Source organism: Actinoplanes italicus, from assembly GCF_003001815.1.
Classification (GTDB): domain Bacteria; phylum Actinomycetota; class Actinomycetes; order Mycobacteriales; family Micromonosporaceae; genus Actinoplanes; species Actinoplanes italicus.
The window spans coordinates 55,423-79,167 of sequence record NZ_PVMZ01000003.1 but is presented as its reverse complement, the minus strand read 5'-3'; the positions used below and the strand labels follow the sequence as shown (position 1 = coordinate 79,167).

23 protein-coding genes and 1 pseudogene are annotated in these 23,745 nt (G+C 70.9%); 9 read left to right on the top strand and 15 right to left on the bottom strand.

What is annotated here, in order from left to right:
* Nucleotides 1-22: 22 nt before the first annotated feature.
* Entirely contained in the window at nt 23-319 is a 297-nt protein-coding gene (locus CLV67_RS08010; RefSeq protein WP_106316546.1) for an MTH1187 family thiamine-binding protein, read from the top strand.
* Entirely contained in the window at nt 316-990 is a 675-nt protein-coding gene (locus tag CLV67_RS08005) for an HAD family hydrolase (RefSeq protein ID WP_239166237.1), read from the top strand. The genes CLV67_RS08010 and CLV67_RS08005 overlap by 4 nt, the downstream gene beginning before the upstream one ends.
* Here the strand turns inward: CLV67_RS08005 and CLV67_RS08000 are convergent.
* From CLV67_RS08000 to recO, 3 genes are read right to left on the bottom strand one after another with little or no spacing between them, the layout of a single operon-like run.
* Nucleotides 980-1,507 (bottom strand): histidine phosphatase family protein, encoded by a 528-nt coding sequence (locus CLV67_RS08000; protein WP_106316545.1) that lies wholly within the window; start codon nt 1,505-1,507, stop codon nt 980-982. The two genes, CLV67_RS08005 and CLV67_RS08000, sit on opposite strands and share 11 nt — an antisense overlap.
* Nucleotides 1,504-2,286, bottom strand: a complete 783-nt coding sequence (locus tag CLV67_RS07995) for an isoprenyl transferase (protein WP_106316544.1) — start codon at nt 2,284-2,286, stop codon at nt 1,504-1,506. Before CLV67_RS07995 ends, CLV67_RS08000 begins: the two co-directional genes overlap by 4 nt.
* The gene (recO, locus tag CLV67_RS07990; RefSeq protein ID WP_106316543.1) at nt 2,283-3,059 is read right to left on the bottom strand and encodes a DNA repair protein RecO; all 777 of its coding nucleotides are present in this window, start codon (nt 3,057-3,059) and stop codon (nt 2,283-2,285) included. The genes CLV67_RS07995 and recO overlap by 4 nt, the downstream gene beginning before the upstream one ends.
* 106 nt (nt 3,060-3,165) lie before the next feature.
* Here recO and CLV67_RS07985 point away from each other — a divergent pair, with 106 nt between their 5' ends.
* The gene (locus CLV67_RS07985) at nt 3,166-3,936 is read left to right on the top strand and encodes a DUF4097 family beta strand repeat-containing protein (protein ID WP_106316542.1); all 771 of its coding nucleotides are present in this window, start codon (nt 3,166-3,168) and stop codon (nt 3,934-3,936) included.
* On the opposite strand, the gene CLV67_RS07980 is transcribed toward CLV67_RS07985, so the two are convergent.
* The 8 genes and pseudogenes from CLV67_RS07980 to CLV67_RS07945 form a co-directional block, all read right to left on the bottom strand.
* Entirely contained in the window at nt 3,923-4,969 is a 1,047-nt protein-coding gene (locus tag CLV67_RS07980) for an acyltransferase family protein (protein WP_106316541.1), read from the bottom strand. The genes CLV67_RS07985 and CLV67_RS07980 overlap by 14 nt on opposite strands.
* Before the next feature lie 83 nt (nt 4,970-5,052).
* A pseudogene (era, locus tag CLV67_RS53215) lies at nt 5,053-5,931 on the bottom strand (GTPase Era); the annotation flags it as partial.
* 434 nt (nt 5,932-6,365) lie between these two features.
* Nucleotides 6,366-6,758 (bottom strand): cytidine deaminase, encoded by a 393-nt coding sequence (locus CLV67_RS07970; RefSeq protein WP_106316539.1) that lies wholly within the window; start codon nt 6,756-6,758, stop codon nt 6,366-6,368.
* A complete protein-coding gene (locus CLV67_RS07965; RefSeq protein WP_106316538.1) occupies nt 6,751-8,097 on the bottom strand; it encodes a hemolysin family protein in 1,347 nt (448 codons plus the stop codon). Before CLV67_RS07965 ends, CLV67_RS07970 begins: the two co-directional genes overlap by 8 nt.
* Nucleotides 8,098-8,099: 2 nt before the next feature.
* A complete protein-coding gene (gene ybeY / locus CLV67_RS07960; protein WP_106316537.1) occupies nt 8,100-8,570 on the bottom strand; it encodes an rRNA maturation RNase YbeY in 471 nt (156 codons plus the stop codon).
* Nucleotides 8,571-8,594: 24 nt separating this feature from the next.
* Nucleotides 8,595-9,674: a PhoH family protein gene (locus CLV67_RS07955; RefSeq protein WP_203737031.1), complete on the bottom strand. Its 1,080-nt coding sequence runs from the start codon at nt 9,672-9,674 to the stop codon at nt 8,595-8,597.
* A 131-nt stretch (nt 9,675-9,805) separates the two neighbouring features.
* Nucleotides 9,806-11,188: a serine hydrolase domain-containing protein gene (locus tag CLV67_RS07950; RefSeq protein WP_106316536.1), complete on the bottom strand. Its 1,383-nt coding sequence runs from the start codon at nt 11,186-11,188 to the stop codon at nt 9,806-9,808.
* Entirely contained in the window at nt 11,185-11,532 is a 348-nt protein-coding gene (locus tag CLV67_RS07945) for an HIT domain-containing protein (RefSeq protein WP_106316535.1), read from the bottom strand. Before CLV67_RS07945 ends, CLV67_RS07950 begins: the two co-directional genes overlap by 4 nt.
* A 74-nt stretch (nt 11,533-11,606) precedes the next feature.
* Here CLV67_RS07945 and CLV67_RS07940 point away from each other — a divergent pair, with 74 nt between their 5' ends.
* Nucleotides 11,607-14,012: a glycoside hydrolase family 3 protein gene (locus CLV67_RS07940; protein WP_106316534.1), complete on the top strand. Its 2,406-nt coding sequence runs from the start codon at nt 11,607-11,609 to the stop codon at nt 14,010-14,012.
* A gap of 25 nt (nt 14,013-14,037) precedes the next feature.
* Complete coding sequence (locus CLV67_RS07935; RefSeq protein ID WP_170153777.1) at nt 14,038-14,823, top strand: class I SAM-dependent methyltransferase; 786 nt, start codon at nt 14,038-14,040, stop codon at nt 14,821-14,823.
* Nucleotides 14,824-14,833: 10 nt separating this feature from the next.
* On the opposite strand, the gene CLV67_RS07930 is transcribed toward CLV67_RS07935, so the two are convergent.
* The 3 genes from CLV67_RS07930 to hrcA all read right to left on the bottom strand — a co-directional run bounded on the left by CLV67_RS07930 (nt 14,834) and on the right by hrcA (nt 18,114).
* A complete protein-coding gene (locus CLV67_RS07930) occupies nt 14,834-15,568 on the bottom strand; it encodes a 16S rRNA (uracil(1498)-N(3))-methyltransferase (protein WP_106316532.1) in 735 nt (244 codons plus the stop codon).
* A gap of 352 nt (nt 15,569-15,920) precedes the next feature.
* Complete coding sequence (gene dnaJ / locus CLV67_RS07925) at nt 15,921-17,057, bottom strand: molecular chaperone DnaJ (protein WP_106316531.1); 1,137 nt, start codon at nt 17,055-17,057, stop codon at nt 15,921-15,923.
* 34 nt (nt 17,058-17,091) lie between these two features.
* A complete protein-coding gene (hrcA, locus tag CLV67_RS07920) occupies nt 17,092-18,114 on the bottom strand; it encodes a heat-inducible transcriptional repressor HrcA (RefSeq protein ID WP_106316530.1) in 1,023 nt (340 codons plus the stop codon).
* 153 nt (nt 18,115-18,267) lie between these two features.
* On the opposite strand from hrcA, the gene CLV67_RS07915 reads away from it, so the two are divergent.
* Entirely contained in the window at nt 18,268-18,804 is a 537-nt protein-coding gene (locus CLV67_RS07915) for a DUF4870 domain-containing protein (protein ID WP_106317087.1), read from the top strand.
* 3 nt (nt 18,805-18,807) lie between these two features.
* On the opposite strand, the gene hemW is transcribed toward CLV67_RS07915, so the two are convergent.
* A complete protein-coding gene (gene hemW, locus CLV67_RS07910; protein WP_106316529.1) occupies nt 18,808-20,010 on the bottom strand; it encodes a radical SAM family heme chaperone HemW in 1,203 nt (400 codons plus the stop codon).
* Between the two features lie 31 nt (nt 20,011-20,041).
* Between hemW and CLV67_RS07905 the strand changes: the two genes are divergently transcribed.
* The 3 genes from CLV67_RS07905 to CLV67_RS07895 all read left to right on the top strand — a co-directional run bounded on the left by CLV67_RS07905 (nt 20,042) and on the right by CLV67_RS07895 (nt 23,512).
* A complete protein-coding gene (locus CLV67_RS07905; protein WP_106316528.1) occupies nt 20,042-20,806 on the top strand; it encodes an enoyl-CoA hydratase-related protein in 765 nt (254 codons plus the stop codon).
* 84 nt (nt 20,807-20,890) lie between these two features.
* Nucleotides 20,891-21,757: a hypothetical protein gene (locus tag CLV67_RS07900; RefSeq protein ID WP_106316527.1), complete on the top strand. Its 867-nt coding sequence runs from the start codon at nt 20,891-20,893 to the stop codon at nt 21,755-21,757.
* Nucleotides 21,758-21,871: 114 nt separating this feature from the next.
* Nucleotides 21,872-23,512, top strand: coding sequence for a PAS domain-containing protein (locus tag CLV67_RS07895; RefSeq protein ID WP_106316526.1), 1,641 nt, complete (start codon nt 21,872-21,874; stop codon nt 23,510-23,512).
* Nucleotides 23,513-23,745: the final 233 nt, after the last annotated feature.

Sequence of the window (23,745 nt, the reverse complement as noted above, 5' to 3'; positions counted from 1 at the left end):
GGCGGACTGGGAGGATGGAGACATGCTGGTTGCCTTTTCCGTCACGCCGATCGGGGCCGGTGACTCCGTGGGAGACGCCGTCGCCGAGGCCGTCCGGGTGGTCCGGGCCTCCGGGCTGCCGAACCGGACCGATGCCATGTTCACCACGATCGAGGGCGAGTGGGACGAGGTGATGGCCGTGGTCAAGCGGGCCGTCGACGCCGTCGCGAAGGTCTCGCCGCGGGTCAGCCTCTCGCTGAAGGCGGATGTCCGGCCGGGCGTCACCGGCGCGCTGACCGCCAAGGTCGAGCACATCGAGCGGGTGCTGGGCGAGTCATGAGACGGCTGGTGATGTGGGACATCGACTACACCCTGCTACGCGGCGGCGGGGTGGCGGCCAAGGCGTGGAGAGCGGCGTTCACCGAGGTGACCGGGGTGGCGTGGCGGGACACACCGATCTTCGGCGGACGGACCGACACGGACATCTGCAACGAGGTGTTCGCCGCACACGGGGTGACCGACTGCACGCACGAGCGGTTCTTCGCCCGCTACGTCGAGCTGGTGGACGAGATCAAGCACGAGTTCACGGTGCAGGGCCACCTCATGCCGGGTGTCCGTGAGGTGCTGGCCCACCTGGGTGACGATCCGCGGGTGGTGCAGACCCTGGTGACCGGCAACATCCCCGAGGTGGCCGCGTTCAAGGTGGCCGCGTTCGGCCTGAGCGGGGCGTTCGACGCCGAGGTCGGCGGTTACGGCACCGACGACAGTTTGCGGGCCACGCTGGTGCGCCGCAGCCTCGAACGGGCCCGCGACAAGTACGCCGAGGACTTCCGCCCGGTCGTCATCGGCGACACGGTGAACGATGTGACGGCAGCGCTGGCCAACGGCGCGGTCGCGATCGCGGTGGCTACCGGCGCCACCCCGGCGGCCGATCTGGCCGCTGCGGGCGCGCACGTGGTGCTCCCCGACCTGAGCGACCTGGAGGCCTCGGTGAAGGCCCTTACAGCCTGAGTTCCGGTGGCGAGCCGGTCCACCGGAGTGCGGGCGGCAGGTGCGAGAGATCATTGAAGACGATCACGCGGGTACGCCCACGCGGGAAATACCGGATCACGGTGAGCCCGGTGTTCGCCGGGATGACGTCCCGCCACCGTGACTCCGGTGTCTCCAGCGCGTCCCGGACGAACCACGCCACCTGGAACGCATGCGTGATGACCAGCTCGTGCCGTTCCACCTCGGCGGGCCCGGTGAACCGCGCGATCATCGCGGCGGACGCGACCGGGTCGTCGGCCGGGAAGCGGTCGTCGAGTTCGTCGGCGGCCTGCACCGGCACGCCGGGCAGGTGCTCCGCGACGATCGCGGCGGTTCGCACCGCCCGCGGGAGCGGGCTGTGGCCGATCGCCGCGAACGGGACGGCGCTCAACCGTTCGCCGAGAAGCCGTGCCTGCTCCTCACCGGCGGCGCTCAGGCCCGACTCGTCGCTGTTCGCCTCGGCGTGCCGGGCGATCCAGAGGTGCCGGACTCCGCTCACGTGGGGCTGACCGGGTTCGGCAGCGCGCCGCCGAAACGCCGGTCACGCTGGGCGAAGAGCTCGCAGGCGTACCACAGATGCCGGCGGTCGAAGTCGGGCCAGAGCGTGTCCAGGTAGACCATCTCGGCGTAGGCCGACTGCCAGAGCAGGAAGTTCGAAGTACGTTGCTCGCCGGACGGCCGCAGGAACATGTCCACCTCGGGGATCTCCGGGTGGTACAGGTACTTGGCGATCGTCTTCTCGTTGATCTTGTCGGCCTTGAGCTTGCCTGCCGCGACGTCGCGCGCGATGGCCGCCGCCGCGTCCGCGATCTCGGCCTGGCCGCCGTAGTTGACGCAGAACTGCAGGGTGAGGGTCTTGTTTTTCCTGCTCATCTCCTCGGCGGTCTGCAGCTCGGAGATGACGCTCTTCCACAGCCGCCCGGCCCGCCCGGACCAGACCACGCGGACGCCCAGGTCGACGAGCTGGTCGCGGCGGCGGCGGATGACGTCGCGGTTGAAGCCCATCAGGAAGCGCACCTCCTCGGGCGAGCGCTTCCAGTTCTCGGTGGAGAACGCGTACGCCGACAGGTAGGGGATGCCGATCTCGATGGCGCCCTCGATGGTGTCGAAGAGCGAGTGCTCCCCCTGCTCGTGCCCCTTGGTCCGGGACAGCCCGCGCTCCTTCGCCCAGCGGCCGTTGCCGTCCATGACGATCGCCACGTGCTTGGGCAGCGCCGCCGCGGGCAGCTTGGGTGGCCGGGCACCGGAGATGTGGGGGGTGGGCGGACGCGGGCTCAAGGTTTCAACTCCCGTCGATCGACAAGCGGGAGCGAGCGCAGCGCCCGCTCCATGTGCCATTGCAGGTGGGCGGCGACCAGTCCGCTGCACTCGCGCCGCACCGACGGCGCGGAGGCGTCCGCAAGCGTCCAGTCGCCGGAGGTGAGGGCGGACATCAGGCCGAGGGTGTCCGGGCTGGGGTGGGCGGAGCCGGGCGGCCGGCAGTCGGGGCAGACCGCCCCACCGGCCGGCACCGAGAACGCCGCGTGCTGCCCGGGGGTGCCGCAGACGGCGCACTCGGTGATGGCCGGTGCCCAGCCCGCGAACGACATGGCCCGCAGGAGGTAGGCGTCGAGGACCAGACTGCCGGAGTGCTCGCCCGCCGCGAGGGCCTTGAGGGCGCCCAGGGTGAGCTGGAAGAGCCTCAGCGCGGGCTCTCGCTCGACGGGGGTGAGCCGCTCGGCGGTCTCGCAGATGGCGCTGGCCGCCGTGAAGCGCGGGTAGTCCGTGAGGAAACTCTTGCCGTAGAGCGAGACCGCCTCGACCTGACTGACCGAGTGCAGCGAGCTGCCCAGACCCTCGGGCGAGCCGGCGAGCTGCAGGTCGATGTGGCCGAACGGCTCGAGCCGGGCACCGAATCTCGACGAGGTGCGCCGCACGCCGCGGGCGACGGCGCGCAGCCGCCCGTGCCGCCGGGTCAGCAGGGTGACGATCCGGTCGCTCTCGCCGAGTTTCTGCACACGCAGGACCACCGCGTCGTCGCGGTAGAGCTGGCGGCGGTATCCGGCGGGCACCCCGCCATTCTGCCTCCTGCCTACGACAGACCCTGACCCGGATCTCAGGGTCGTCTCCGGGGGGCGACTGATGGATTCCGTCACAGCGCGGAAATAGCGTCAGGGCATGACCCGCAGAGTTGCCCTGATTCTCGCCGCCGCCGTCTCGGCGGGCGCCCTCGCCGGCTGTGACGGCGTGGTGGGTGCTCGGATGACCTTCGACGACACCGAGAACACCAAGATCACCGAGGTCGTGCTGTCCGGCGGCGCCAGCGACGTCATGGTGGAGACCGACGCCACCGCGACCGGCACCCGGATCCGGCGGGTGATCCACGGCGGCACCGACCCCGGCCCGTCCTACCAGCTGGCCGGCGGCGTCCTCACGCTGAACGGGGTCTGCGGGCCGGACTGCCGGGTCGACTTCGTGGTCACGGCTCCACCGGGGGTGGCGGTCAAGGGCGAACTGCGGTCCGGTGACGTCAGCCTGTCCGGCATCGGTGCGGTCGACCTGCGGGTGAGTTCCGGCGACGTGATGGTGGAGAACAGCACCGGCACGGTGAAGGTGCGGGCCACCTCCGGCGACATCAACGTGGTCGGTGGCTCCGAGGTGAACCTGGAGGCGCATTCCGGCAACCTCAGCGCGCTGGACGTGGCCGGCCCGGTGACCGTCCGGGCCTCGTCGGGGGACGTCGACCTCAAGCTGAACGCGGTGACCTCGGTTACCGCCTCGGTGAGCAACGGCGACGTCGACCTCATGGTCCCCGCCGGCGACTACCGCCTGCGCACCGTGACGAACTCCGGCGACCAGGAAATCGTCGGCATCCGCGACAACCCCACCTCGAAGGACGTTCTCGACCTGCGGACCAGCAGCGGGGATCTGCGGGTCATCGCAGGCTGACGGCGGGTTCCGGTCTCGTCGTCCCGGTGGGGGCCGGGGAGACGGGGACCGGGATCCGCCGTCCGGGGATCAGCACCGGGCGGCGTCCGGCGGCCACGTCCTCGATCCAGCCGAAGGCCGCGATCAGGACGGCGAGCAGCACCGAGACGGCCACGACCCGCCAGCTGATGCCCACCCAGCCGACAATCGGCAGGCCGTGCCGCTCGCCCCACTGGGTGACCGCCACGACCACGGGGACGTGCCACAGATAGATCGTCAGGGCGCGGGCGTTGAGGACGGTCAGCACCCGGTTCTCCCTGATCATCGGGCGCACACAACCCAGCACGATCAGGATGAACGCGGCCGACCAGAGCGCGTTGCCGAGCGGGACGTCGTTGAGGTCCCAACCGCGCGGGCCGGGGTGTGCGGCGGTCCAGCCGAGCGCCGGCACGGCCAGCACGGCGGCGATGGCCAGCAGCCGCTTACGGCCCAGGCGCTCCAGGTGGCCGTCGTGGTGGGCGAAGCCGAGCAGCCAGGCGCCGCCGTAGAGGGCCAGACTCTGTGCGACCGGCGGGACGGTCACCCCGGCCACGGTGATCACGGCCAGGGCCACGTACGGCGTGAGGATCGTCACCAGCGGAAAGCGGCGGTAGACCGGCAGCACGAGCGGCGACAGCAGCATCATCCAGAGGAAGTCCCGCAGGTACCAGGTGTGGCTGAGCCCCTGGACCCACCACCCGGTCGCCTCCGGGGTGTCGATCGGGAACCCCCAGAGCAGCAGCATCGGGTTCCAGGTGGAACTGCCGGTGGCGAGCATGGTGGCGACCGCGATGACGGCGATCGCCCAGAGCGACGGCAGCAGGCGGCGGATCCGGCGTTCCACCGCCCACACCCCGGCCCGGTCCAGCGAGGCGGCCATCAGCGAGCCGGCCAGGGCGAACATGACCGACATCGCCGGAAGAACCACGGTGAACGCGGCCCATCCGGTGATGTGGTAGATCACCACGCGCACGGTCGCGACGGCACGGAGCAGGTCCAGGTACCGGTTTCGCATGGCACAAGGTGTTACCCGCGTGCGTCCATCTTGTGCAAACTATGGTGAAGAACACCATAGTCAGCGAATGTCCACGTTTCGATCTAAAAACCCAACTTACGCAGCTGTTTGGGATCCCGCTGCCATTCCTTCGCCACCCGGACGTGAAGATCCAGATAGACCCGTCGGCCGAGCAGCTGCTCGATCTCCGTGCGGGCGCGCGTTCCCACCTCTTTGAGGCGTACCCCGCGCGTACCGATCACAATCGACTTCTGGCTGTCGCGCTCCACGTACAGATCCGCGTAGATCTTCGTGAGGTTGCCCTCGACGAGCATCTCCTCGACCATCACGGCGATCGAGTGGGGCAGCTCGTCGCGGACCCCCTCGAGCGCCGCCTCGCGGATCAGCTCACCGATCAGCACCTGCTCCGGCTCGTCGGTGAGCACGTCGTCCGGATAGAGCTGCGGCGACTCCGGCATGTGGCGGACCATGACGTCGGTCAGGGCCTCCACCTGATGCCCGGAGACCGCGCTGACCGGCACGATCTCGGCGAAGTCGTACAGCTCGGAAACGGCGAGCAACCGCTGCGCCAGCGTCTGCGGGTCGACCAGGTCCACCTTGGTCACCACGGCGATGACCGTGGCCTTGAGCGCATTCATCTCCGAGGAGATGAACCGGTCACCACGCCCGATCGGCTCGTCCGCCGGGAAGCACACGCCGATCACGTCGACCTCGCTCCACACCTCGCGGACCAGGTCGTTCAGCCGCTGGCCGAGCAGGGTCCGGGGCCGGTGCAGACCCGGCGTGTCGACCAGCACGAGCTGCGCGTCCGGCCGGTGCAGGATGCCCCGGATGACGTGCCGGGTGGTCTGCGGCTTGTTCGAGGTGATCGCGATCTTCTGGCCGACGATCGCGTTGGTCAGGGTCGATTTGCCCGCATTGGGTCTACCCACGAAACAGGCGAAACCCGCACGGTAGACGTCGTCTTGCGGTTTCTCGACACGTGCGGCTTTGTGCCGGTGCTTCTTCCGGGGAAACCCTTTGCCGGTACGGAGGTCGCCGTCGGCAGGAGCACCAGCCCGTCCCGCGGTGGCACCACCCGTCGCGCCGCGGCCCGGGGACTCCCGCTGGGCTCCGTCTCCACGGCCGGCCCGCTCGACCTGCCCGGCTGACGGCCTGGCTCCCCGGCCGGTCTGGTCGCCCCGCCCTGCTGCCGGCCCGGTTCCCCGGCCGCCACGGGACCGTGCTTCACCCGTACCCGGGGATCCTGACGTTCTGCCCCCAGCGGCCCCGCCGGATCCGCGCCCGCCCTGAGCCGCGCCCTGATCCTCGGCCCGCCGGGCCGCCCGGCGTTCCTGTCGCCGCAACTCATTACGCTCACCGGCGGTGAGACGCCGCTCCTCGGGCTTCTCCGCCATCAGAGAACCGCACCAGACACGACGGTGCCGACAAGCGATCCCGTGGGGCCCGCCACGTGCACCGGGGCAACCGCGGCCAGATCACGCACGGCAGCGAGGCCGGCGGCCTCCAGTTCAGCGGACTCGGTGACGACCGCCGCCGCCTCGATGCTCGTGGCGCCGGACGAGGCGGCCTGAGCCACCGCGAGCTGCAGCGCGCTCAACGTCAGGTGGGGCAGGTTCACCGAGGCGGCCGCGTAGGTCCGCCCGTCCTGGTCGCGGACCGCCGCTCCCTCGGCCGCACCGACGCGGGTGCGGGAGTGGCGCGCGAGGGTCACCAGTTTGGTGTCCTCGGCGCTCAGTACGGCATCGCCGCCGCTCGGAACAGCGACGGCAGTGGTCTGATCAGGCATCGGCTGGTTGTCTTTCCTCGTTCTCGGCAACGTTCTCATGGTCCTGCGCGGCCGGTTGCGGCCGGATCCGGCGCACCAGCACCGAGTCGATCCGGTTCCGCCGGCCGGTGGTGCCTTCGGCGGTCAGGTGCAGGCCCCTCACCTCCGCTTTCGCGCCGGGGATCGGCACACGACCCAGCGTCTGGGCGAGCAGGCCGCCGACCGTCTCGACCTCCTCGGCGGGCAGTTCGACACCGAAAACCTCGCCGAGATCCTCGATCGGCAGGCGCGCGGTCACGCGTACCGCCCCGTCGTCGAGATGCTCGATCGGTGGTCGCTCGACGTCGTACTCGTCGGTGATCTCTCCGACGATCTCTTCCAGGATGTCCTCGATGGTGACCAGGCCGGCGGTACCGCCGTACTCGTCGACCACGATGACCAGGTGGTTGCGGGCCGCCTGCATCTCGGAGAGCAGGTCGTCGACCGGTTTCGACTCGGGCACGAAATTGGCCGGGCGCATCGCCTCGGACACCGCCTGCGCGGTCGCGTCCGGATCGCCGTTCTGTGTACGGCGGATCACGTCCTTGAGATAGAGCACACCGAGCACGTCGTCGACGCTCTCCCCGATCACCGGGATCCGGGAGAACCCGGACCGCAGGAAGAGGAAGAGCGCCTGCTGAAGTGTCTTCGGCCCCTCGATCCACACCATCTCGGTCCTCGGGACCATGACCTCACGGGCGATGGTGTCACCCAGCGTGAATACCGAGTGGATCATGTCGCGCTCGCCGTGCTCCACCACACCGCGCTGCTCGGCCAGGTCGACCAGCTCGCGCAGCTCCACCTGACTGCCGAACGGCCCCTCCGGGAACCCTTTACCGGGAGTGACCGCGTTGCCGATCAGGATCAGCAGCTTGGCGAGCGGGTTGAGTACCTTGCCCAGCCAGCGCACCAGCGGGGCGGTCGCCCGGCCCACCGCGTAGGCGTGCTGGCGGCCCAGCGTGCGCGGGGCCACTCCGACCACGACGAAGCTGACCAGCGTCATGGCGCCCGCCGAGACCAGCGCCGCCTGCCAGCCGACCCCCCACGTGTCCACCGCCACCAGCGCCACCAGCGTGGTCGCGGTCAGCTCGCAGAGCAGCCGCAGCAGGAGCAGCAGGTTGACGTAGCGGACCACGTCGGAGGCGACCGCGGCCAGCGCGCCGGCGCCCCGGCGTCCCTCCCGGGCCAGCTCGGCGGCCCGGGCCTGGGAGACGGTCGCCAGCGCGGCGTCGGTCATCGAGGCCAGGCCGGCGAGGAGCACCAGCAGGACCGCGAAGATGATCAGTTGCAGATCCGGCAGGCCGACCGAGGCGGGGTCCATGATCAGCCGGCTTTGCGTCCGGCTCGCCAGCTCTGCAGAAGCTTGTTCTGCAGAGCGAACATCTCCCGCTCCTCCTCCGGCTCGGCGTGGTCGTAGCCGAGCAGGTGCAGCGCGCCGTGCACGGTCAGCAGGTGCAGCTCGTCAGCGGCGGTGTGCCCCGCCACGGCGGCCTGCTTGGCGGCCACCTCCGGCGAGAGCACGATGTCGCCGAGCAGCGCCGGCTCTCCGGCCCCGGACTCGCCCGGACCGTGGTCGACGCTGCCCTCGTCCATCGGGAAGGCAAGCACGTCGGTGGGGCCGTCGCTGCCCATCCACCGGTGATTCAGCTCGGCCATGTAGTCGATGTCGACGAGCAGGATCGACAGCTCGGCGAGCGGGTTGACCCCCATCTCGTCCAGGGCGTGCCGGGCAACCGCGAGGATCGCGTCGGTGTCGACCTCGACTCCCGACTCGTTGGCGATCTCGATGGACATAGTGGTGCGATTACCCCTTGTGAATCAGCGCCGTCGGCCCGGTGTCCGGCCACCGCTGGCGGCCCGGCCCGGCACGGCGTGGACGGATTGTGCTGCCTTCTGCTCCTGCGCCACGTCGAACCGCGCATACGCGTCGACGATCTCCGCCACCAGCCGGTGCCGCACCACGTCGGAGCTGGACAGCTCCGCGAAGTGCACGTCCTCCACGTCGCGCAGGATCTCCCGCACGACCTTGAGGCCGCTGCTCGTACCGCCGGGGAGGTCGACCTGGGTGACGTCACCGGTCACCACGATCTTGGCCCCGAAGCCGAGCCGGGTCAGGAACATCTTCATCTGCTCGGGCGTGGTGTTCTGCGCCTCGTCGAGGATGATGAACGCGTCGTTGAGCGTGCGGCCCCGCATGTACGCCAGCGGCGCGACCTCGATCGTCCCCGCCGCCATGAGGCGCGGGATGGTCTCGGGGTCGAGCATGTCGTGCAGTGCGTCATACAGCGGCCGCAGATAGGGGTCGATCTTCTCGGTCAGCGTGCCGGGCAGGAAGCCCAGCCGCTCGCCCGCCTCGACCGCCGGCCGGGTCAGGATGATCCGGTTGATCTGTTTGGCCTGCAGCGCCTGGACCGCCTTGGCCATGGCCAGGTAGGTCTTACCGGTACCGGCGGGGCCGATGCCGAAGACGATGGTGTTCTTGTCGATGGCGTCGACATAGTGTTTCTGACCCAGAGTCTTGGGCCGGATGGTGCGTCCACGCCGGGAAAGGATGTTGAGGGTGAGCACCTCCGCGGGACGCTCGGAGGTGTTCTCCTCGAGCATCCGGAGGGTGCGGCGGACGGCGTCGACGCTGAGCGTCTCGCCCTTCTCGATGAGCTCGATGAGCTCGGAGAACAGACGCTCGGCGGTCGCGTTCTCAGCAGGGTCACCGGTGATGGTGATCTCGTTGCCGCGAACGTGCACGTCGCTGTCGAGGTTGCGCTCGATGAGCCGGAGGATCTCGTCCTTGGCGCCGAGCAGGTTCACCATGATCTTCGGATCGCTCACCGAGATCTTGGTCTGCGCCCGCACCGGGCTGGTCGAGCCAGTGCTGGATTCGTTCGGCGTACCGGTCATAGGGTGGCCCGAAGGGCCTCCGCCACCTGCTCTCTTTCTCTGCGCCACCCCGGTCGGAGCGGCTCGCTCAAGGATCGTGCCATCCTATCCGCTCACCGCCCCGCGCGCCGATGCCATTATCGCCGGTGGCGCTAATCGGGCCCGTCCGACGCGAGGCCGCCGTCGAAGCCCTCCTGCAGCCGGGTGAAGCGGTAGGTCGCCCAATGCATGCGGACCACCGCCCCGGCGTCGTCACGGGTGAGCCGCAACAGTTCGCCGGCCTCCCGCCCGGAGACGGTCCGCAGCACGTCGGCCTCGCCACGCAGCGGCTCGAAGACCGCGGGTGGCCGGCTCGCCGGAGCCTCGGCGGCGCGGGCCTGCAACCGCCCGTCGTGCCAGGCGAAGACGAATTCCATCCCCTCGCTCCACCAGCGCCCGAGGAGCGACCGGTAGGCCGCCGGAGCGGGCGGCGCGGGGCGCCACGGCGCGATCTCCGCCGGATCCGACTCGACGGCCATCCGCAGCAGGTCGTGCACGAGCTCGTTGGTCTCGCCCGCGGTGCCGGACGAGCCGAGTACCGCACACCCGAGCGCACCGGGGTTGCCGTCGCCGCCGCGCCGCCCGTAGACCCCGGCCAGGAACCCGGGCATCGCACCGTCGTGGCCGACGTGCGTCACCCGCTTGCCCTCCGGCACCAGGATCAGCCCGAGCCCGAAACCGGCCGCCCAGAGCGACTCGTCGGTGGTGGTCAGCGGCCAGCGCATCTCGTCGACGGTGGCGGCGGCCAGGATCCGCCCGCCCGGGTCGATGATCTCCGGGCTCGCCAGGAAGGCGGCCCACTTGGCCATGTCGCCGGCGCTGCTCCAGAGCTGGGCGGCCGGTCCGACCCCGGCCAGATCGACCGGCGGCTCCGGCCGGACCGCGTCGGAGTAGGCGTCGACCAGGTAGCCCACGGCGGCCTCGTCGGGCCGGGCGACGGTGGTGCGATACAGGCCGAGCGGCCCGAGGACGAGCTCGGCGACGAGTTCCTCCCAGGTGCCGCCGCGGAGTTTCGCGACGAGCTGCCCGAGGACTGCGAGGCCGAGGTTGGAGTAGTGGTAGCGACGGGCGTTCGGCAGCACCCGCTCGGCCCGGTCGAGCTCGGCGAGCATCCGGCCGGCGTCCGGGGTGATCAGTGTGTCCCAGACGTCGCCGTACGGCTCACGCTGGAATCCGGCGGTGTGCGAGAGCAGCCGGCGGATGGTGGCGTCGCCGTGTGCCGGCACGTCGAGGTGGGCCGAGACCGGCTGGTCGAGGTCGAGCAGCCCCTCGTCGCGGGCCTGCATGACCAGGACCGCGGTGAAGGTCTTGGTCACCGACCCGATCCGGAACCGGGTGTCCGGCCCGAGGGGGTGCGCCGGGTTGCCGGAGTCACCCACGGCGAACACCCAGGGCTCACGGTCGGCCCGGTGCAGCGCCACGGCCAGGGCCGGGATACGCCCGTCGGCCTGCGCCCGGCGGGCCGCGCGTTCGTATCGAGGGGTGGGAACGCTCACGAACGGGCCAGCATCGGTCCGAGCGGAGCACCGCCGACGACGTGCGCGTGTACGTGGAAGACCTCCTGGCCGCCGTCCCGGCCGGTGTTGAAGATCACCCGGAACCCGGCGGTGAGCCCCTCGATCTCCGCGACCTTCGCGGCGGCGGCCAGCACGTCCGCGGCTGCGGCCGGATCACCGGCGAGGGCCACCACATCGGCGTGGTGGGTGACCGGGATCACCAGCACATGGGTGGGCGCCTTGGGGTCGATGTCCCGGAACGCGACGGTCGTCTCGGTTCGGTGCACGATGGTGGCGGGGATCTCGCCGGCCACGATCCGGCAGAACAGGCAGGAGTTTTCCACCTGACGGATCTTATGGGCCCGCGGTGGGCTTAGATGGTCGTCGGATCCTCCGACACACCCCTGGGAGCGCTCTCATGCCCGATCTCGACGACCTTCTGCAGCAGCTCAGCCTCGAGGAGAAGGTGTCACTGCTGACCGGACAGGACTTCTGGTCACTACCGGCGATCCCGCGGATCGGCCTGCGCTCGCTCGTCATGTCGGACGGCCCGGTCGGCGTCCGCGGCACCGGATACACGCCCGACGACCCGTCGGTCGCCCTGCCCAGCCCCACCGCCCTCGCCGCCACCTGGGACACGGCCCTGGCCCGCCGGGCCGGCCGCCTGCTCGGCCAGGAGTCACGCCGCAAGGGCGTTCACCTGCTGCTCGGCCCCACCGTCAACCTGCACCGCACCCCGCTCGGAGGCCGGCACTTCGAGTGCTACTCCGAGGACCCGCTGCTGACCGGCGAGATCGCCGTCGGCTTCGTCGAGGGCGTGCAGGAGCACAACGTCGGCACCACGGTGAAGCACCTGGTCGGCAACGACTTCGAGACCGACCGGATGACCGTGGACGTGCGGATCCCGGAGCGGGCGCTGCGCGAGGTGTACCTCGCCCCGTTCGAGCGGGTCGCCGAGTCCGGCGGCTGGGGCGTGATGAGCTCGTACAACGGGGTCAACGGGCAGTCGATGGCCGAGAACGGCCGGATCCAGGACGAGATCCTCAAGCGCGAGTGGGGCTTCGACGGCATCGTCGTGTCCGACTGGCGGGCCGCCCGGGACACCGTGGCGTCAGCGCTCGGCGGCCTCGACATCGCCATGCCGGCCATGGACAACCCGTGGGGGCCGGCGCTGGTCGAGGCGGTCCGGGACGGCCGGGTTCCCGAGGAGGTGATCGACGAGAAGGTACGCCGCGTCCTGCTCCTCGCCGCCCGTACCGGCGCCCTCGAGGACGCCGCCCTGAAGGACGTCCCCCTCGACGAGGACGGCGACGACGTCGCACTCGACGTGGCGACCGGCTCGTTCGTGCTCGCCCGCAACGTGGACGGCGCCCTGCCGCTGGAGGCCGGCGATCTGACCCGCGTCGCGGTGATCGGTGCGCTCGCCACCGACGCCCGGGTACTCGGCGGTGGCAGTGCCCAGGTCACCCCGCGGCACGTGATCTCCCCACTGGACGGGCTGCGCGCGGTGCTGCCGGGCGTCGACGTGGCGTACGCGATCGGCGCCGACCCCCGCCCGTTCCTGCCGCCCGCGCAGGGCGCCGACTGGGCACCGTTCCGGTTCCGGATCGGCGAGCACGACTTCGGGGTCGAGACGGCAACCATCCGCTGGATCGGCGACCCGCCCGGCGGCCTGGACGTGGCCGGCATCACCAGCCTGGAACTGCACACCGAGCTCACGCCCGAGTCGGACGGCGAGCACGTGCTCGCGGTCTCCGGGTTCGGCGCGTTCGAGCTGGCCGTCGGCGGCGAGAAGCTCTACCAGGGCTCCCTGCACCCGCCCGGCACCGGCCGCGCCGACCTGCTCCTGCACCCGCGCGAGCAGCGGTTCACCGTCGCCCTGGAGGCCGGCGTGACGGTCCCCGTGGTGCTGCGGCAGTCGTTCGAGCCGGGTGCGGCGCACTCGGTCTCCACCACGCTCGGTCACCGTCCGCCGGGCCCGGACGCCGAGGGGCTGATCGCCGAGGCGGTCGAGCTGGCCGCCCGCTCGGACGTCGCCGTGGTCGTGGTCGGCACCACCGAGCAGGTCGAGTCGGAGGGCTTCGACCGCACGTCACTGGCCCTGCCCGGCCGTCAGGACGAGCTCGTCGCGCGGGTCGCGGCAGCCAATCCCCGTACCGTCGTGGTGGTCAACGCCGGCTCCCCGGTGCTGCTGCCCTGGGCCGAGGAGGCGGCGGCCGTGCTGCTCACCTGGTTCCCCGGTCAGGAGGCCGGCCGGGCGCTCGCCGACGTACTGCTCGGGGTCGCCGAGCCGGGTGGACGCCTGCCGACCACCTGGCCGCGCCGGGAGGAGGACTGCCCGGTCCTCGAGGTGCGCCCGTCGGACGGCGCCCTCGCCTACGACGAGGGCGTCTTCATCGGCTACCGCGGGTGGTTGCGGCAGGCGGCCGACCCGCTGTTCGCGTTCGGCCACGGTCTTGGTTACACCGATTGGTCGTACGACCATCTGGCGCACTCGGGATCGGAAGTGCGTGTGACGGTCACCAACACCGGCTGGCGCGCGGGTCGCGAGGTCGTGCAGGTCTACCTGTCCCCCGGCGCCGACACGCCGGTCACCTCCGTCTCCCCGGACAGCGGCTCGCCGGTCGAACGGCCCGAGCGCTGGCTGGCCGGGTTCGCGACGGTGGATGCCGAGCCGGGCGAGTCCGTCACCGTGACGATCCCCATTGCCGAGCGGGCCTTCCAGGTGTGGAACGACGGCTGGCAGACGGTTCCGGGCGCCTACACGGTGATCGCCGCCCACGCCCTCGATGACCCCCGCCGCTCCGTGGAGATCACGATCTGACGCCTGCTTGCCTATATTCGCGGGCATGACGTCTCGCGAACGGAGTCAGGTCTTCGGCGAACTGGCCGAGGAGTACCACCGGGTTCGTCCCGGATATCCGGCCGGACTGGCCGGCGACCTGCTGTCGTCGGCCGGTCCGGGCCCGGTGCTCGAGGTGGGCGCGGGCACCGGCAAGGCGTCGGCGCTGTTCGCCGCCCACGGCATCGACCTGACCTGCCTGGAACCGGACCCGCGGATGGCGGCCGTCCTGCGCCGTGCCGTGCCCGGCGTCGCGGTGATCGAGTCGACGTTCGAGGACTGGACGCCCGACCGCGGCTACGGCCTGATCATCAGCGCGCAGGCCTGGCACTGGGTCGACACCGCGCGCCGGCACGAGCTGGCGTTCGCGGCCCTCGCCCCCGGCGGCCTGCTCGCCCCGTTCTGGAACGTCTTCCTGCTCCCCGACGACGAGCTGTACTCCGCCCTGGCCGAGGTCGACGCCCGGCACGGCCTGACCGGCAACCACACCCCGCACTCGATGCGTCCCGCCGACATCCCCGCCGGGCCGGTGCCGTTCGCCGAGCAATGGCCGGAACTGACCGGCATCGAGGAGCTGTTCACCGACCTGCGCACGCTGAGTTACCGCTCGACCCGCGCCTACTCGTCGACCGGGTACCGCGCCCACCTGAGCTCGATCTCGGCGTACCGGATCCTCGAGGACGCCGAGCGCGAGACGGTCCTCGACGAGACGATCGAGGTCCTCGATGCTCACGGCGGCACGATCGACTTCGCCGTGCACACCTACGCGGCCCTGGCTCGCCGCCCCGTCTGACCCCCGGGATTCACCAGCGGTTCAGGCGGGCGGAGAGCACCGAGAGAGCGGCAACACCGGCGGTCGACGTACGGAGCACGGCGTGCCCCAGGCGCACCGGAACCGCGCCGCCCTCCCGGAAGGCGTCGAGCTCGGCGTCGCTGATCCCGCCCTCGGGGCCGACCACCAGCACGACGTCACCGGACTCCGGCAGCTCGGCCGTGGTCAGCCGCTCGGTGGCCTCCTCGTGCAGCACGAACCCCGCGGCGGCCGTACCCAGACGAGCCGCCACCTGCTTCGTCGAGCAGTCCGGCTCGCCGCCGACGACCGGCAGCCACGGACGCCGGGCCTGCTTGGCGGCCTCCCGCGCGGTGGCCGCCCACTTGTCACGCGCCTTGAACCCGCGGTCACCACGCCACTGCGTCACCGACCGGGACGCCGCCCACGGCAGGATCTCGTCCACACCGACCTCGGTCATCGCCTGCACGGCCAGCTCACCCCGGTCGCCCTTGGCGATGCCCTGCACCACGACCAGACGCGGGTCGGCCGCCGGCTCCTCCCCCACGCTGAGAACGTTGACGTCGACGCTGCCCCGCCCCACAGCGGACACCTCACCACGAGCTGTCCCCCCACGCCCATCGGCGAGGATCAGCGCCTCACCCACCCGAAGCCGCTGCACGGTGGCGGCGTGATGCCCCTCCGCCCCACCAAGGGTGAACGACGACCCGACAGGCAGGCTCTCAACCAGAAACAGCGGCGCCGACATTCCCCAGACGCTACCGCCCCACCCACGAACACCGGTCGCAGCGCCGCCCGTACGCCAGAAGGCAGTCGCCCTAACCGCAACCACCACGCGATGCGCCGCCCACCAAGAGGCAGTCGCCCTAACCGCAACCACCACGCGATGCGCCGCCCCCACCAAGAGGCAGTCGCCCTAACCGCAACCACCACGCGATGCGCCGCCGACGTCGAGACGTCTGAAAACGGCTAGCGAAGCGTGGTCGTTTTCAGCCGTCTCGACGTCGGTTACAAGGCGCAGCGCCAGCGAGCCGGAGGCGAAGCAGTCAAACACAGCGCCAGCGAGCCGGAGGCGAAGCAATTAAGTTCAGCAATCAAACTCAGTGCCCGTTGAACGCGTCCCGCATCCGGCTGAAGAAGCCGCCCTGCTTGCTCAGCTCGGCGACGTCCTCGCCACGGGTCTTGGCGAAGTCGCGGAGCATCCGCTCCTGGTCGGCGGTGAGTTTGGTCGGCGTCTTGACGTCGAGGTGCACGAAGAGCTCGCCGCGCCCCTGACCGCGCAGGTGCGGGACGCCCTTGCCCCGGATGCGCAGCGTGCTGGCCGGCTGGGTGCCCGGCTTGACCTCGATGTTCTCCTCGCCGTCGAGGGTCTTGATCGTCATCCGGGTGCCGAGCGCGGCCGCCGTCATCGGGAGCGTGACGCGGCAGTGCAGGTCGTCGCCCTTGCGGGAGTAGACGTCGTGCGGGCGCTCGTGGATCTCGACGTAGAGGTCGCCCGCAGTACCGCCGCCGGGGCCGACCTCGCCCTGCTGGGCCAGGCGGATCCGCATGCCGTCCTCGACGCCCGCCGGGATCTTGACGGTGAGCGAGCGGCGTGTCCTTATCCGGCCGTCACCGGCGCAGGTGGGACAGGGGTTCGGGATGACCGTGCCGTGGCCCTGGCAGTTCTGGCAGGGGCGGGACGAGACGACCTGGCCGAGGAAGGTGCGCTGCACCGACTGGACCTCGCCGCGGCCCGAGCAGACCTCACAGGTGGCCAGGTGGCTGCCGGGCGCGGTACCGGCGCCGGAGCACTGGGTGCAGAGCACCGCCGTGTCGACGGTGATCGGGGCCTCGACCCCGAAGGCTGTCTCGACCAGGTCGAGCTCGAGACGCAGGATCGCGTCGGCGCCGGGACGCGTGCGCGGTCGCGGCCCACGGGAGCCTCCGCCCGCGGCCGTGCCGAAGAACGCGTCCATGATGTCCTGGAAGCCGACGAACGGGCCGGCGCCACCGGCTCCGCCGGGCATGCCGCCACCCGGCGCGAGCGGGTCGCCACCGAGGTCGACGATCTGCCGCTTCTGGTCGTCGGAGAGGACCTCGTACGCCGCGTTGATCTCTTTGAACTTGTCGTGCGCCTCCGGATCCGGGTTGATGTCCGGGTGGTATTGCCGAGCGAGTTTGCGGTAGGCGCGCTTGATCTCGTCGTCGGTTGCCTCCCGGCTCACACCGAGAATTCCGTAATAGTCCTTGGCCACGGGGTTTGGAGTCCTCAATGTCTGCGCGAATCCGTCAATTCTGTGCCAACAGGTCGCCAACGTAGCGTGCCACTGCACGAACGGTAGCGATGGTGCCGGGGTAGTCCATGCGGGTGGGGCCCACCACGCCGAGCCCACCAACGATTGTGGCACCCGGTCCGTAACCGCTGCTCACCACGGACGCCGACCGCAGGTTGTCGATCTGATTCTCGTCGCCGATCAGGACCCGCGTGGTGCGGGGTTCCAGATCGCCGATGAGCTTGAGCAGGATGACCTCCTCCTCGAGGGCTTCGAGGACGGGCCGCAGCGTGCCCTGGAAGTCCAGCACACCCCCACGTGTCAAGTTGGGCATACCAGCCAGCGCGAGGCGCTCCTCACTCCGCTCGACGAGAGTCTCCAGCAGGACCGAGGCCAGGCAGGTCATCGCGGCGCGACGCTCGATGGCGCACTCCTCGACGAGTTTCTGCACCAGGGACGGCGTGTCGGCGAGTTTCTGGCCGGCGAGTTTCTCGTTCACCCGGAGGCGCAGCTCCCACACCTCGCCGTCGGCGACCGGGCCGGGCATCTCCACGAGTCGCTGCTCGACCCGGCCGGTGTCGGTGATCATCACCAGCATCAGGCGGGTGGTGGAGATCGGCACCAGCTCCAGGTGGCGGACAGCGGAGCGCGACAGGCTCGGATACTGCACGACGGCGACCTGGCGGGTGAGCTGGGCCAGCAGCCGGACGGTGCGGTGCACCACGTCGTCGAGGTCGACGGCGCCGACCATGAACCGCTCGATGGCGCGCCGCTCGGCCGGGCTCAGCGGTTTTATCTTGGTGAGCCGGTCGACGAAGAGCCGGTACCCGGCGTCGGTGGGCACCCGGCCCGCGCTGGTGTGCGGCTGCCGGATGTAGCCCTCCTCCTCCAGCACCGCCATGTCGTTGCGCACGGTGGCCGGGGAGACGCCGAGCTTGTGCCGGTCGACCAGAGCTTTGCTGCCGACCGGCTCCTGGGTCTCGACGTAGTCCTCGACGATCGCCCGGAGCACCTCGAGCTTGCGGTCATCCAGACTCATATGACCCCTCCCCCTGTTGGCACTCCTGCTAATAGAGTGCCAGTCTACTTCGCCAGTGCCTGCAGCGCGATGATCGAAAGTACGTACCGTTCTCAGATCTTGGGGGCGGGAGGCCCCTCGACCGGCTCGAACCGGGGTCCTAGCGTGTCGGACATGACTGAACCGCCTCGCCCGCCCGATGACGACCCCTACAACCAACCTCCGCCGCCGCCCGGTGGTTACCCCCCTCCCCCGCCGCCCTACGGAGCGCCGCAGTACGGCCCCGGCCAGTACGGCCCCGGCCAGTACGGTCCCGGCCAGTACGGCCCCGGGCAGTACGGCCCACCGCCGCCCGGTTACGGCTCGGGTTCGCCCGACGATCGCACCTGGATCCTGATCGCGCACTTCGGCGGCGCGCTCGGCGCCTTCCTCGGCGGCACGCTGATGGGCTGGATCGCGCCGCTCATCGCGCTGGTGTCACGCGGCAACACGTCGCCGGTCGTCCGCGCCGAGGCCGTCAAGGCGCTCAACTTCCACCTGCTCTGGGGCATCATCGGCCTGGTCGGGAGCGTGCTGATCTGCGTCGGCATCGGCTTCTTCATCGTCGGTGCGGCCTGGGTGGCCGCGACCGTCGTCGGCGTGATCGCGGGTGTCAAGGCAGCGAACAACGAGCCGTTCGACTACCCGCTCAGCTACCCGTTCCTGAGGTAGCGCTCACAACACGTCGCGGATGACCGCGTCGGCCAGCAGACGGCCCCGCAGGGTGAGCACGAGCCGCCCCTCGTCGTAGGCGTGCGGCTCGAGCAGCCCGTCCGACAGCGCCCGTGCGGCACCCGTGGCGTCGACCCGGTCCAGCGGGATGCCGTCACGCAGCCGCACCCGGAGCATCACGTCCTCCATGTGCCGGTCGTCGTCGGTCAGCAGCTCCCGCGCGAGTCCCGGCGAGACACCCTCGGACAGGCGTTTCGCGTACGCCGAGGGATGTTTGACGTTCCACCAGCGCACCCCGCCGACATGACTGTGGGCGCCCGGCCCGAGACCCCACCAGTCGGCGCCGGTCCAGTAGAGCAGGTTGTGCTGGCAGCGGCCGCCGTCACCGCGGGCCCAGTTGGAAACCTCGTACCACTCGAACCCGGCGTCGCCCAGCGCGGCCTCGGCGGCCAGGTAGCGATCGGCGGCCACGTCGTCGGACGGGTACGGCAGCTCGCCCCGACGCATCCGCCCGGCCATCCGGGTGCCGTCCTCGACGATCAGCGCGTACGCACTCACGTGATCGACACCGGCGTCGACGACGGCCCGCAGCGACCGCTCGAAGTCGTCCGCGCTCTCACCCGGCGTGCCGTAGATCAGATCCAGGTTGACGTGCTCGAATCCGGCCTCGCGCGCCTCGATCGCGGCCTGCGGCGCGCGCCCGGCGGTGTGCTTGCGGTCCAGCACCCGCAGCACGTTCGCGGCCGCCGACTGCATGCCCAGCGAGACCCGGGTGAAGCCGGCGCCCCGCAGCCGCCGCAGGTAGGCCGGGTCCACCGACTCGGGGTTCGCCTCGGTGGTCACCTCGGCGCCCGGCGCCAGCCCCCAGGTCCGGTCGATGCCGTCCAGGATCCGGCCCAGGTCGTCGGTGCTGAGCAGGGTGGGCGTGCCGCCGCCGACGAAGACCGTGTCGACGGGGCCCGGCTCGATCACCCGCGCGGCCAGGGCCAGCTCGGCCAGGACCGTCTCCGCGTACTCGTCCCGGCTCGCGCCGCCGCCCAGCTCACTGGCCGTATAGGTGTTGAAGTCGCAGTAGCCGCAACGGCTGGCGCAGAACGGCACGTGGACGTAGACGGCGAACCCGTTCTTGCCCACCTCACGGGTGGCTTCGTCGGGGAGGGACCCGTCACGGGGTACAGGATCACCATCGGGGAGTGCGCCGGCCATCCGTCAAGTGTGCACGTCTTACAGTTCCGGCATGGATCTGGTCCGTACCGTCACCGCCGCCGGCGTGACCACTCTGACAATCGACAACCCCGCCAACCGCAACGCGCTCTCGACCGCCCTGCTCGGGCGGATGCTGGACGCGCTGGCCGCCTCGGCCGCCGACCCGGACAGCCGTGTGGTGGTCCTCACCCACGAGGGCCCGGTGTTCTCCTCCGGCGTCGACCTGAAGGAGACCGCCGCGGCCGGCCCGGGCGACCGGCTGCCCGCCGAGATGCTCGCCGACGTGCTGGCCGTGCTCTGGGAGTTCCCGAAGCCGGTGATCGCCCGGATCGCCGGTCCGGCCCGGGCCGGTGGTCTCGGCCTGATCGGCGCGGCCGACATCGCGGTCTGCGTCCGCTCGGCCACCTTCGCCTTCACCGAGGTACGGCTGGGGGTGATCCCCGCGGTGATCAGTTCCACCGTGCTGCCCCGGCTGGCGCCGCGGGCCGCCGCCGAGCTCTATCTGACCGGCGACGTCTTCGACGGGGCCCGGGCCGCCGAGATCGGCCTGGTCAGCGCGGCCGTTGACGAGAAGGACCTGGACGACGCGGTGGAACGCTACTGCGCCTCACTCGTCCGCGGCGGTCCGCTCGCCCTCGCCGGCACCAAACAACTTCTCCGGCGTACGCGCGCCGAGACGATCCGTGCCGATCTCGCGGACCTCGCGCAGCGCTCGGCCGGATACTTCAAGTCCGCCGAGGGCCGTGAGGGCGTGGCCGCGGTCCGGGAGAAGCGCGACCCCGAGTGGATCCGCTGACCGCCCCCGGTCGGGTGCCCCGGTCACAGTGACGCCGGGCCCCGAGCGCTCGTTGTCTAGGCTTGGCGTCCGGCGGCAGAGGAGGTGCAGGTGCGCACGAGGCAGATCGTGGGTGTGGTCGCTCTGCTCAGCGTCGCCGTCGTGGCCGGTGTGGTCGTCCTGATCAATAACCTGGCCGGCACCATCAAGCTGCCCAGCCTCAACCCCGAGTGCACGGTGAGCGCTGACGGCGAGGTCACCCTCGACTCCGCCCAGATGGCCAACGCGGCGACCATCGCCGCGGTCGGTGTCCGGCGGGGCATGCCCGAGCAGGCGATCGTCGTCGCGCTCGCCACCGCCTTCCAGGAATCCAAGCTGGAGAACCTGGACAGTGGCGACCGCGACTCGGTCGGCCTCTTCCAGCAACGGCCGAGCCAGGGCTGGGGCACGGTCGAGCAGATCAAGGACCCGCGGTATTCGGCGGGCCGGTTCTACGGAGCGCTGAAGAAGGTCAAGGGCTGGCAGGAGATGCGGATCACCGACGCGGCACAGAAGGTGCAGCGGTCGGCCTACCCGGAGGCGTACGAGAAGTGGGCCGACGAGTCGAAGGTGCTGGCCGCGGCGCTGACCGGGCGGGCCACCGGCGCCGTGGAGTGCGTCGTGCCGGACACCCCGGCGATGCGTGGCTCGGAGGCGGCCGCCGCCCTGCTGAGCAGCCTGCGGCTGGACTGGGGCAAGAAGCTCTCCGGCAACGCCCGCAGCGCCGAGACGGCCGGGCTGACCGTCCAGGTCACCGACCCGAGCGTGGGCTGGCGGTTCGCGCACTGGCTGGTTTCGCACGCCTCGGCCACCGGTCTCGAACGGGTACGTTTCGGCGACCTCGAGTGGCACGCGCCGGAGGGAAAGTGGCAGCCGGTAACCGACGGCCGCACCGGTGATCCGGCGCAGGTGGTCGCCGAGGTCTTTCGTTGAGATTCCTCCGGAACTATCGGTGACTACCCGTAATGTCTCGGTTGCCGTACGGGGGATTGCGCTACGTATACATCGACATGGACAGTGCGCAACCGCCCTGGTACTAAGTAGGTCGTGCTGAGGGCGATCGAATGGATCCTGCTGGGAGCGGGAAGCGTCGGCGCCATCCTCTATGGAGTCCGCCGCCACCACCCCGGCCGGCGCTCGCCCTGGCTGCTCCTGGCCGGCGCGGTCGCGACCCTGGCCATCGGGGACGTCTGGTACGCGTACGACGAGATGGCCTTCGCCGATTCCGCGTACCTGCTGATGTTCGTCCTCGTCGCGCTCAGCCTGCTGCAGTTCACCCGCGGCGGAGCGGTCCTGGTCGACCGCGCCCGGCTGATCGACCTGGTCGCGTTCGCCTGCTCCGGCATGCTCGTGGTCTGGGTCTTCGTGATCGGCTCGGGTGGCCGCTTCCAGACCGTCTCCCCCGCCGACGTCATCGGCGACCTGCTGCTCATCGGTGTCGCCGTGCGCCTGGTCACGGCCGACCACCGCAACGTCGCGGCGATCCTGCTGGCCGTCGGCTCGGCGGGCATGCTGGCCGGTGACGTCTTCTACCCGCTGACCGGCCGGAGCGCGGTTGCCGAGTCCGCCTACGTGCTGCTCTACGTGGCGTGGGGCATGTCCGCGCTGCACCCGTCGATGACCCGGCTGACCGAGCCGCGCCCGGCCCGGCTGTCGCCGTGGCGATTCCGCGACACCGTGCTCCTGGCCGCCTCCGCCGCCACTCCGCCGTGCGTGCTGATCATCGAGGCGCTCTCCGGCCCCGTCCAGAACGGCGTGGTCATCGCGGTCACCGGTGCGATCACCCTGCTGCTCACCATCACCCGGCTCGCCGACTCGCTCCAGCAGCACAGCCAGGCGCTCGCCAGGGAACGCGGCCTGCGCGCCGCCAACACCGCGCTCGTCGCCGCGGCCGACACGTCCGAGGTCGAGAACGCGGTCCGGGCCGCTGTTCACCGCCTGCTGCCGGGCGGGGCCGTACGCCAGGTGATCCTCGCCACTGACGACGGCCGCCTCTCCCGCGAAGGCCTGCCACCGGCCCCGCCCGGATCCGGGACGCACAGCTGGTGGATGAGCGCCGCCGACCCTGAGGAACGCACCCTGATCTGCCCGCTGCGCCTCGAGCCGCTCGCCGTCGCCCGGCCGAGCGGCGGTGCCCTGGTCATCACCGGCCGCCGCGAGGCCCTGATCGCCGGCCGCGACGCCCTCGAGGTGCTGGCCGGCGAGACCGCCCTCGCGCTGGACCGGATCACCCTGGTCGAGGCGGTCGGACGGCGTGACAGCGATCTCTACCTGCGTGCTGTGACCGGGAACACGGCGCAGATCATGGCGGTCATCGACTCCGATCACCGGATCCGCTACGCCAGCCCAGGCCTGCACCGGCTCACCGGCGACCCCGAGCTGCCCCCGCTCACCGTCTTCGACGACCTCATTCACCCCGACGATCAGGAGGCGGTACGACAAGCGCTGCGCGCCGAGGGCGACGGCACGGTCTACTGCGCCCTGTCCCGGCCGGACGGCACCCAGGCACTGGTCGAGATCGTGTACCGGGACCTGCGCCGGGACCGGCTCGTCCAGGGTCTGGTCGTGACCCTGCGAGCGGTGGGCAGCCGCGGTGACGTGACCGACCCCGCGCCGCACCACGAGCACCAGGGCGAACTGCCCGCCTGGGTGAACCGGCGCAGTGCCCAGCACAAGTTCCGCTTCTGACCCTGCGCAACCCCTGCCAGAACGAACGTTCTGTCCGCCGGGGTGGCTCCCACCGCCGCGCCGACGCACCCACCGACAGAACGATCTGTCCGCCGGCGTGGCTCCCACCGCCGCACCGGCGCACCCACCGACAGAACGATCTGTCCGCCGGCGTGGCTCCCACCGCCGCACCGACGCACCCACCGACAGAACGAACGTTCTCTCTGCCGACGGCGGGCTTCCCGCCGCTCGTC

What these genes read in the sequence shown, in the direction of transcription:
- CLV67_RS08010 (WP_106316546.1), top strand. Translation starts at nt 23, where the DNA reads ATGCTGGTTGCCTTTTCCGTCACGCCGATCGGGGCCGGTGACTCCGTG.
- CLV67_RS08005 (WP_239166237.1), top strand. Translation starts at nt 316, where the DNA reads ATGAGACGGCTGGTGATGTGGGACATCGACTACACCCTGCTACGCGGC.
- CLV67_RS07985 (WP_106316542.1), top strand. Translation starts at nt 3,166, where the DNA reads ATGACCCGCAGAGTTGCCCTGATTCTCGCCGCCGCCGTCTCGGCGGGC.
- CLV67_RS07980 (WP_106316541.1), bottom strand. Translation starts at nt 4,969, where the DNA reads ATGCGAAACCGGTACCTGGACCTGCTCCGTGCCGTCGCGACCGTGCGC.
- CLV67_RS07970 (WP_106316539.1), bottom strand. Translation starts at nt 6,758, where the DNA reads ATGCCTGATCAGACCACTGCCGTCGCTGTTCCGAGCGGCGGCGATGCC.
- CLV67_RS07965 (WP_106316538.1), bottom strand. Translation starts at nt 8,097, where the DNA reads ATGGACCCCGCCTCGGTCGGCCTGCCGGATCTGCAACTGATCATCTTC.
- ybeY (WP_106316537.1), bottom strand. Translation starts at nt 8,570, where the DNA reads ATGTCCATCGAGATCGCCAACGAGTCGGGAGTCGAGGTCGACACCGAC.
- CLV67_RS07955 (WP_203737031.1), bottom strand. Translation starts at nt 9,674, where the DNA reads ATGACCGGTACGCCGAACGAATCCAGCACTGGCTCGACCAGCCCGGTG.
- CLV67_RS07940 (WP_106316534.1), top strand. Translation starts at nt 11,607, where the DNA reads ATGCCCGATCTCGACGACCTTCTGCAGCAGCTCAGCCTCGAGGAGAAG.
- CLV67_RS07935 (WP_170153777.1), top strand. Translation starts at nt 14,038, where the DNA reads ATGACGTCTCGCGAACGGAGTCAGGTCTTCGGCGAACTGGCCGAGGAG.
- CLV67_RS07930 (WP_106316532.1), bottom strand. Translation starts at nt 15,568, where the DNA reads ATGTCGGCGCCGCTGTTTCTGGTTGAGAGCCTGCCTGTCGGGTCGTCG.
- hrcA (WP_106316530.1), bottom strand. Translation starts at nt 18,114, where the DNA reads ATGAGTCTGGATGACCGCAAGCTCGAGGTGCTCCGGGCGATCGTCGAG.
- CLV67_RS07915 (WP_106317087.1), top strand. Translation starts at nt 18,268, where the DNA reads ATGACTGAACCGCCTCGCCCGCCCGATGACGACCCCTACAACCAACCT.
- hemW (WP_106316529.1), bottom strand. Translation starts at nt 20,010, where the DNA reads ATGGCCGGCGCACTCCCCGATGGTGATCCTGTACCCCGTGACGGGTCC.
- CLV67_RS07905 (WP_106316528.1), top strand. Translation starts at nt 20,042, where the DNA reads ATGGATCTGGTCCGTACCGTCACCGCCGCCGGCGTGACCACTCTGACA.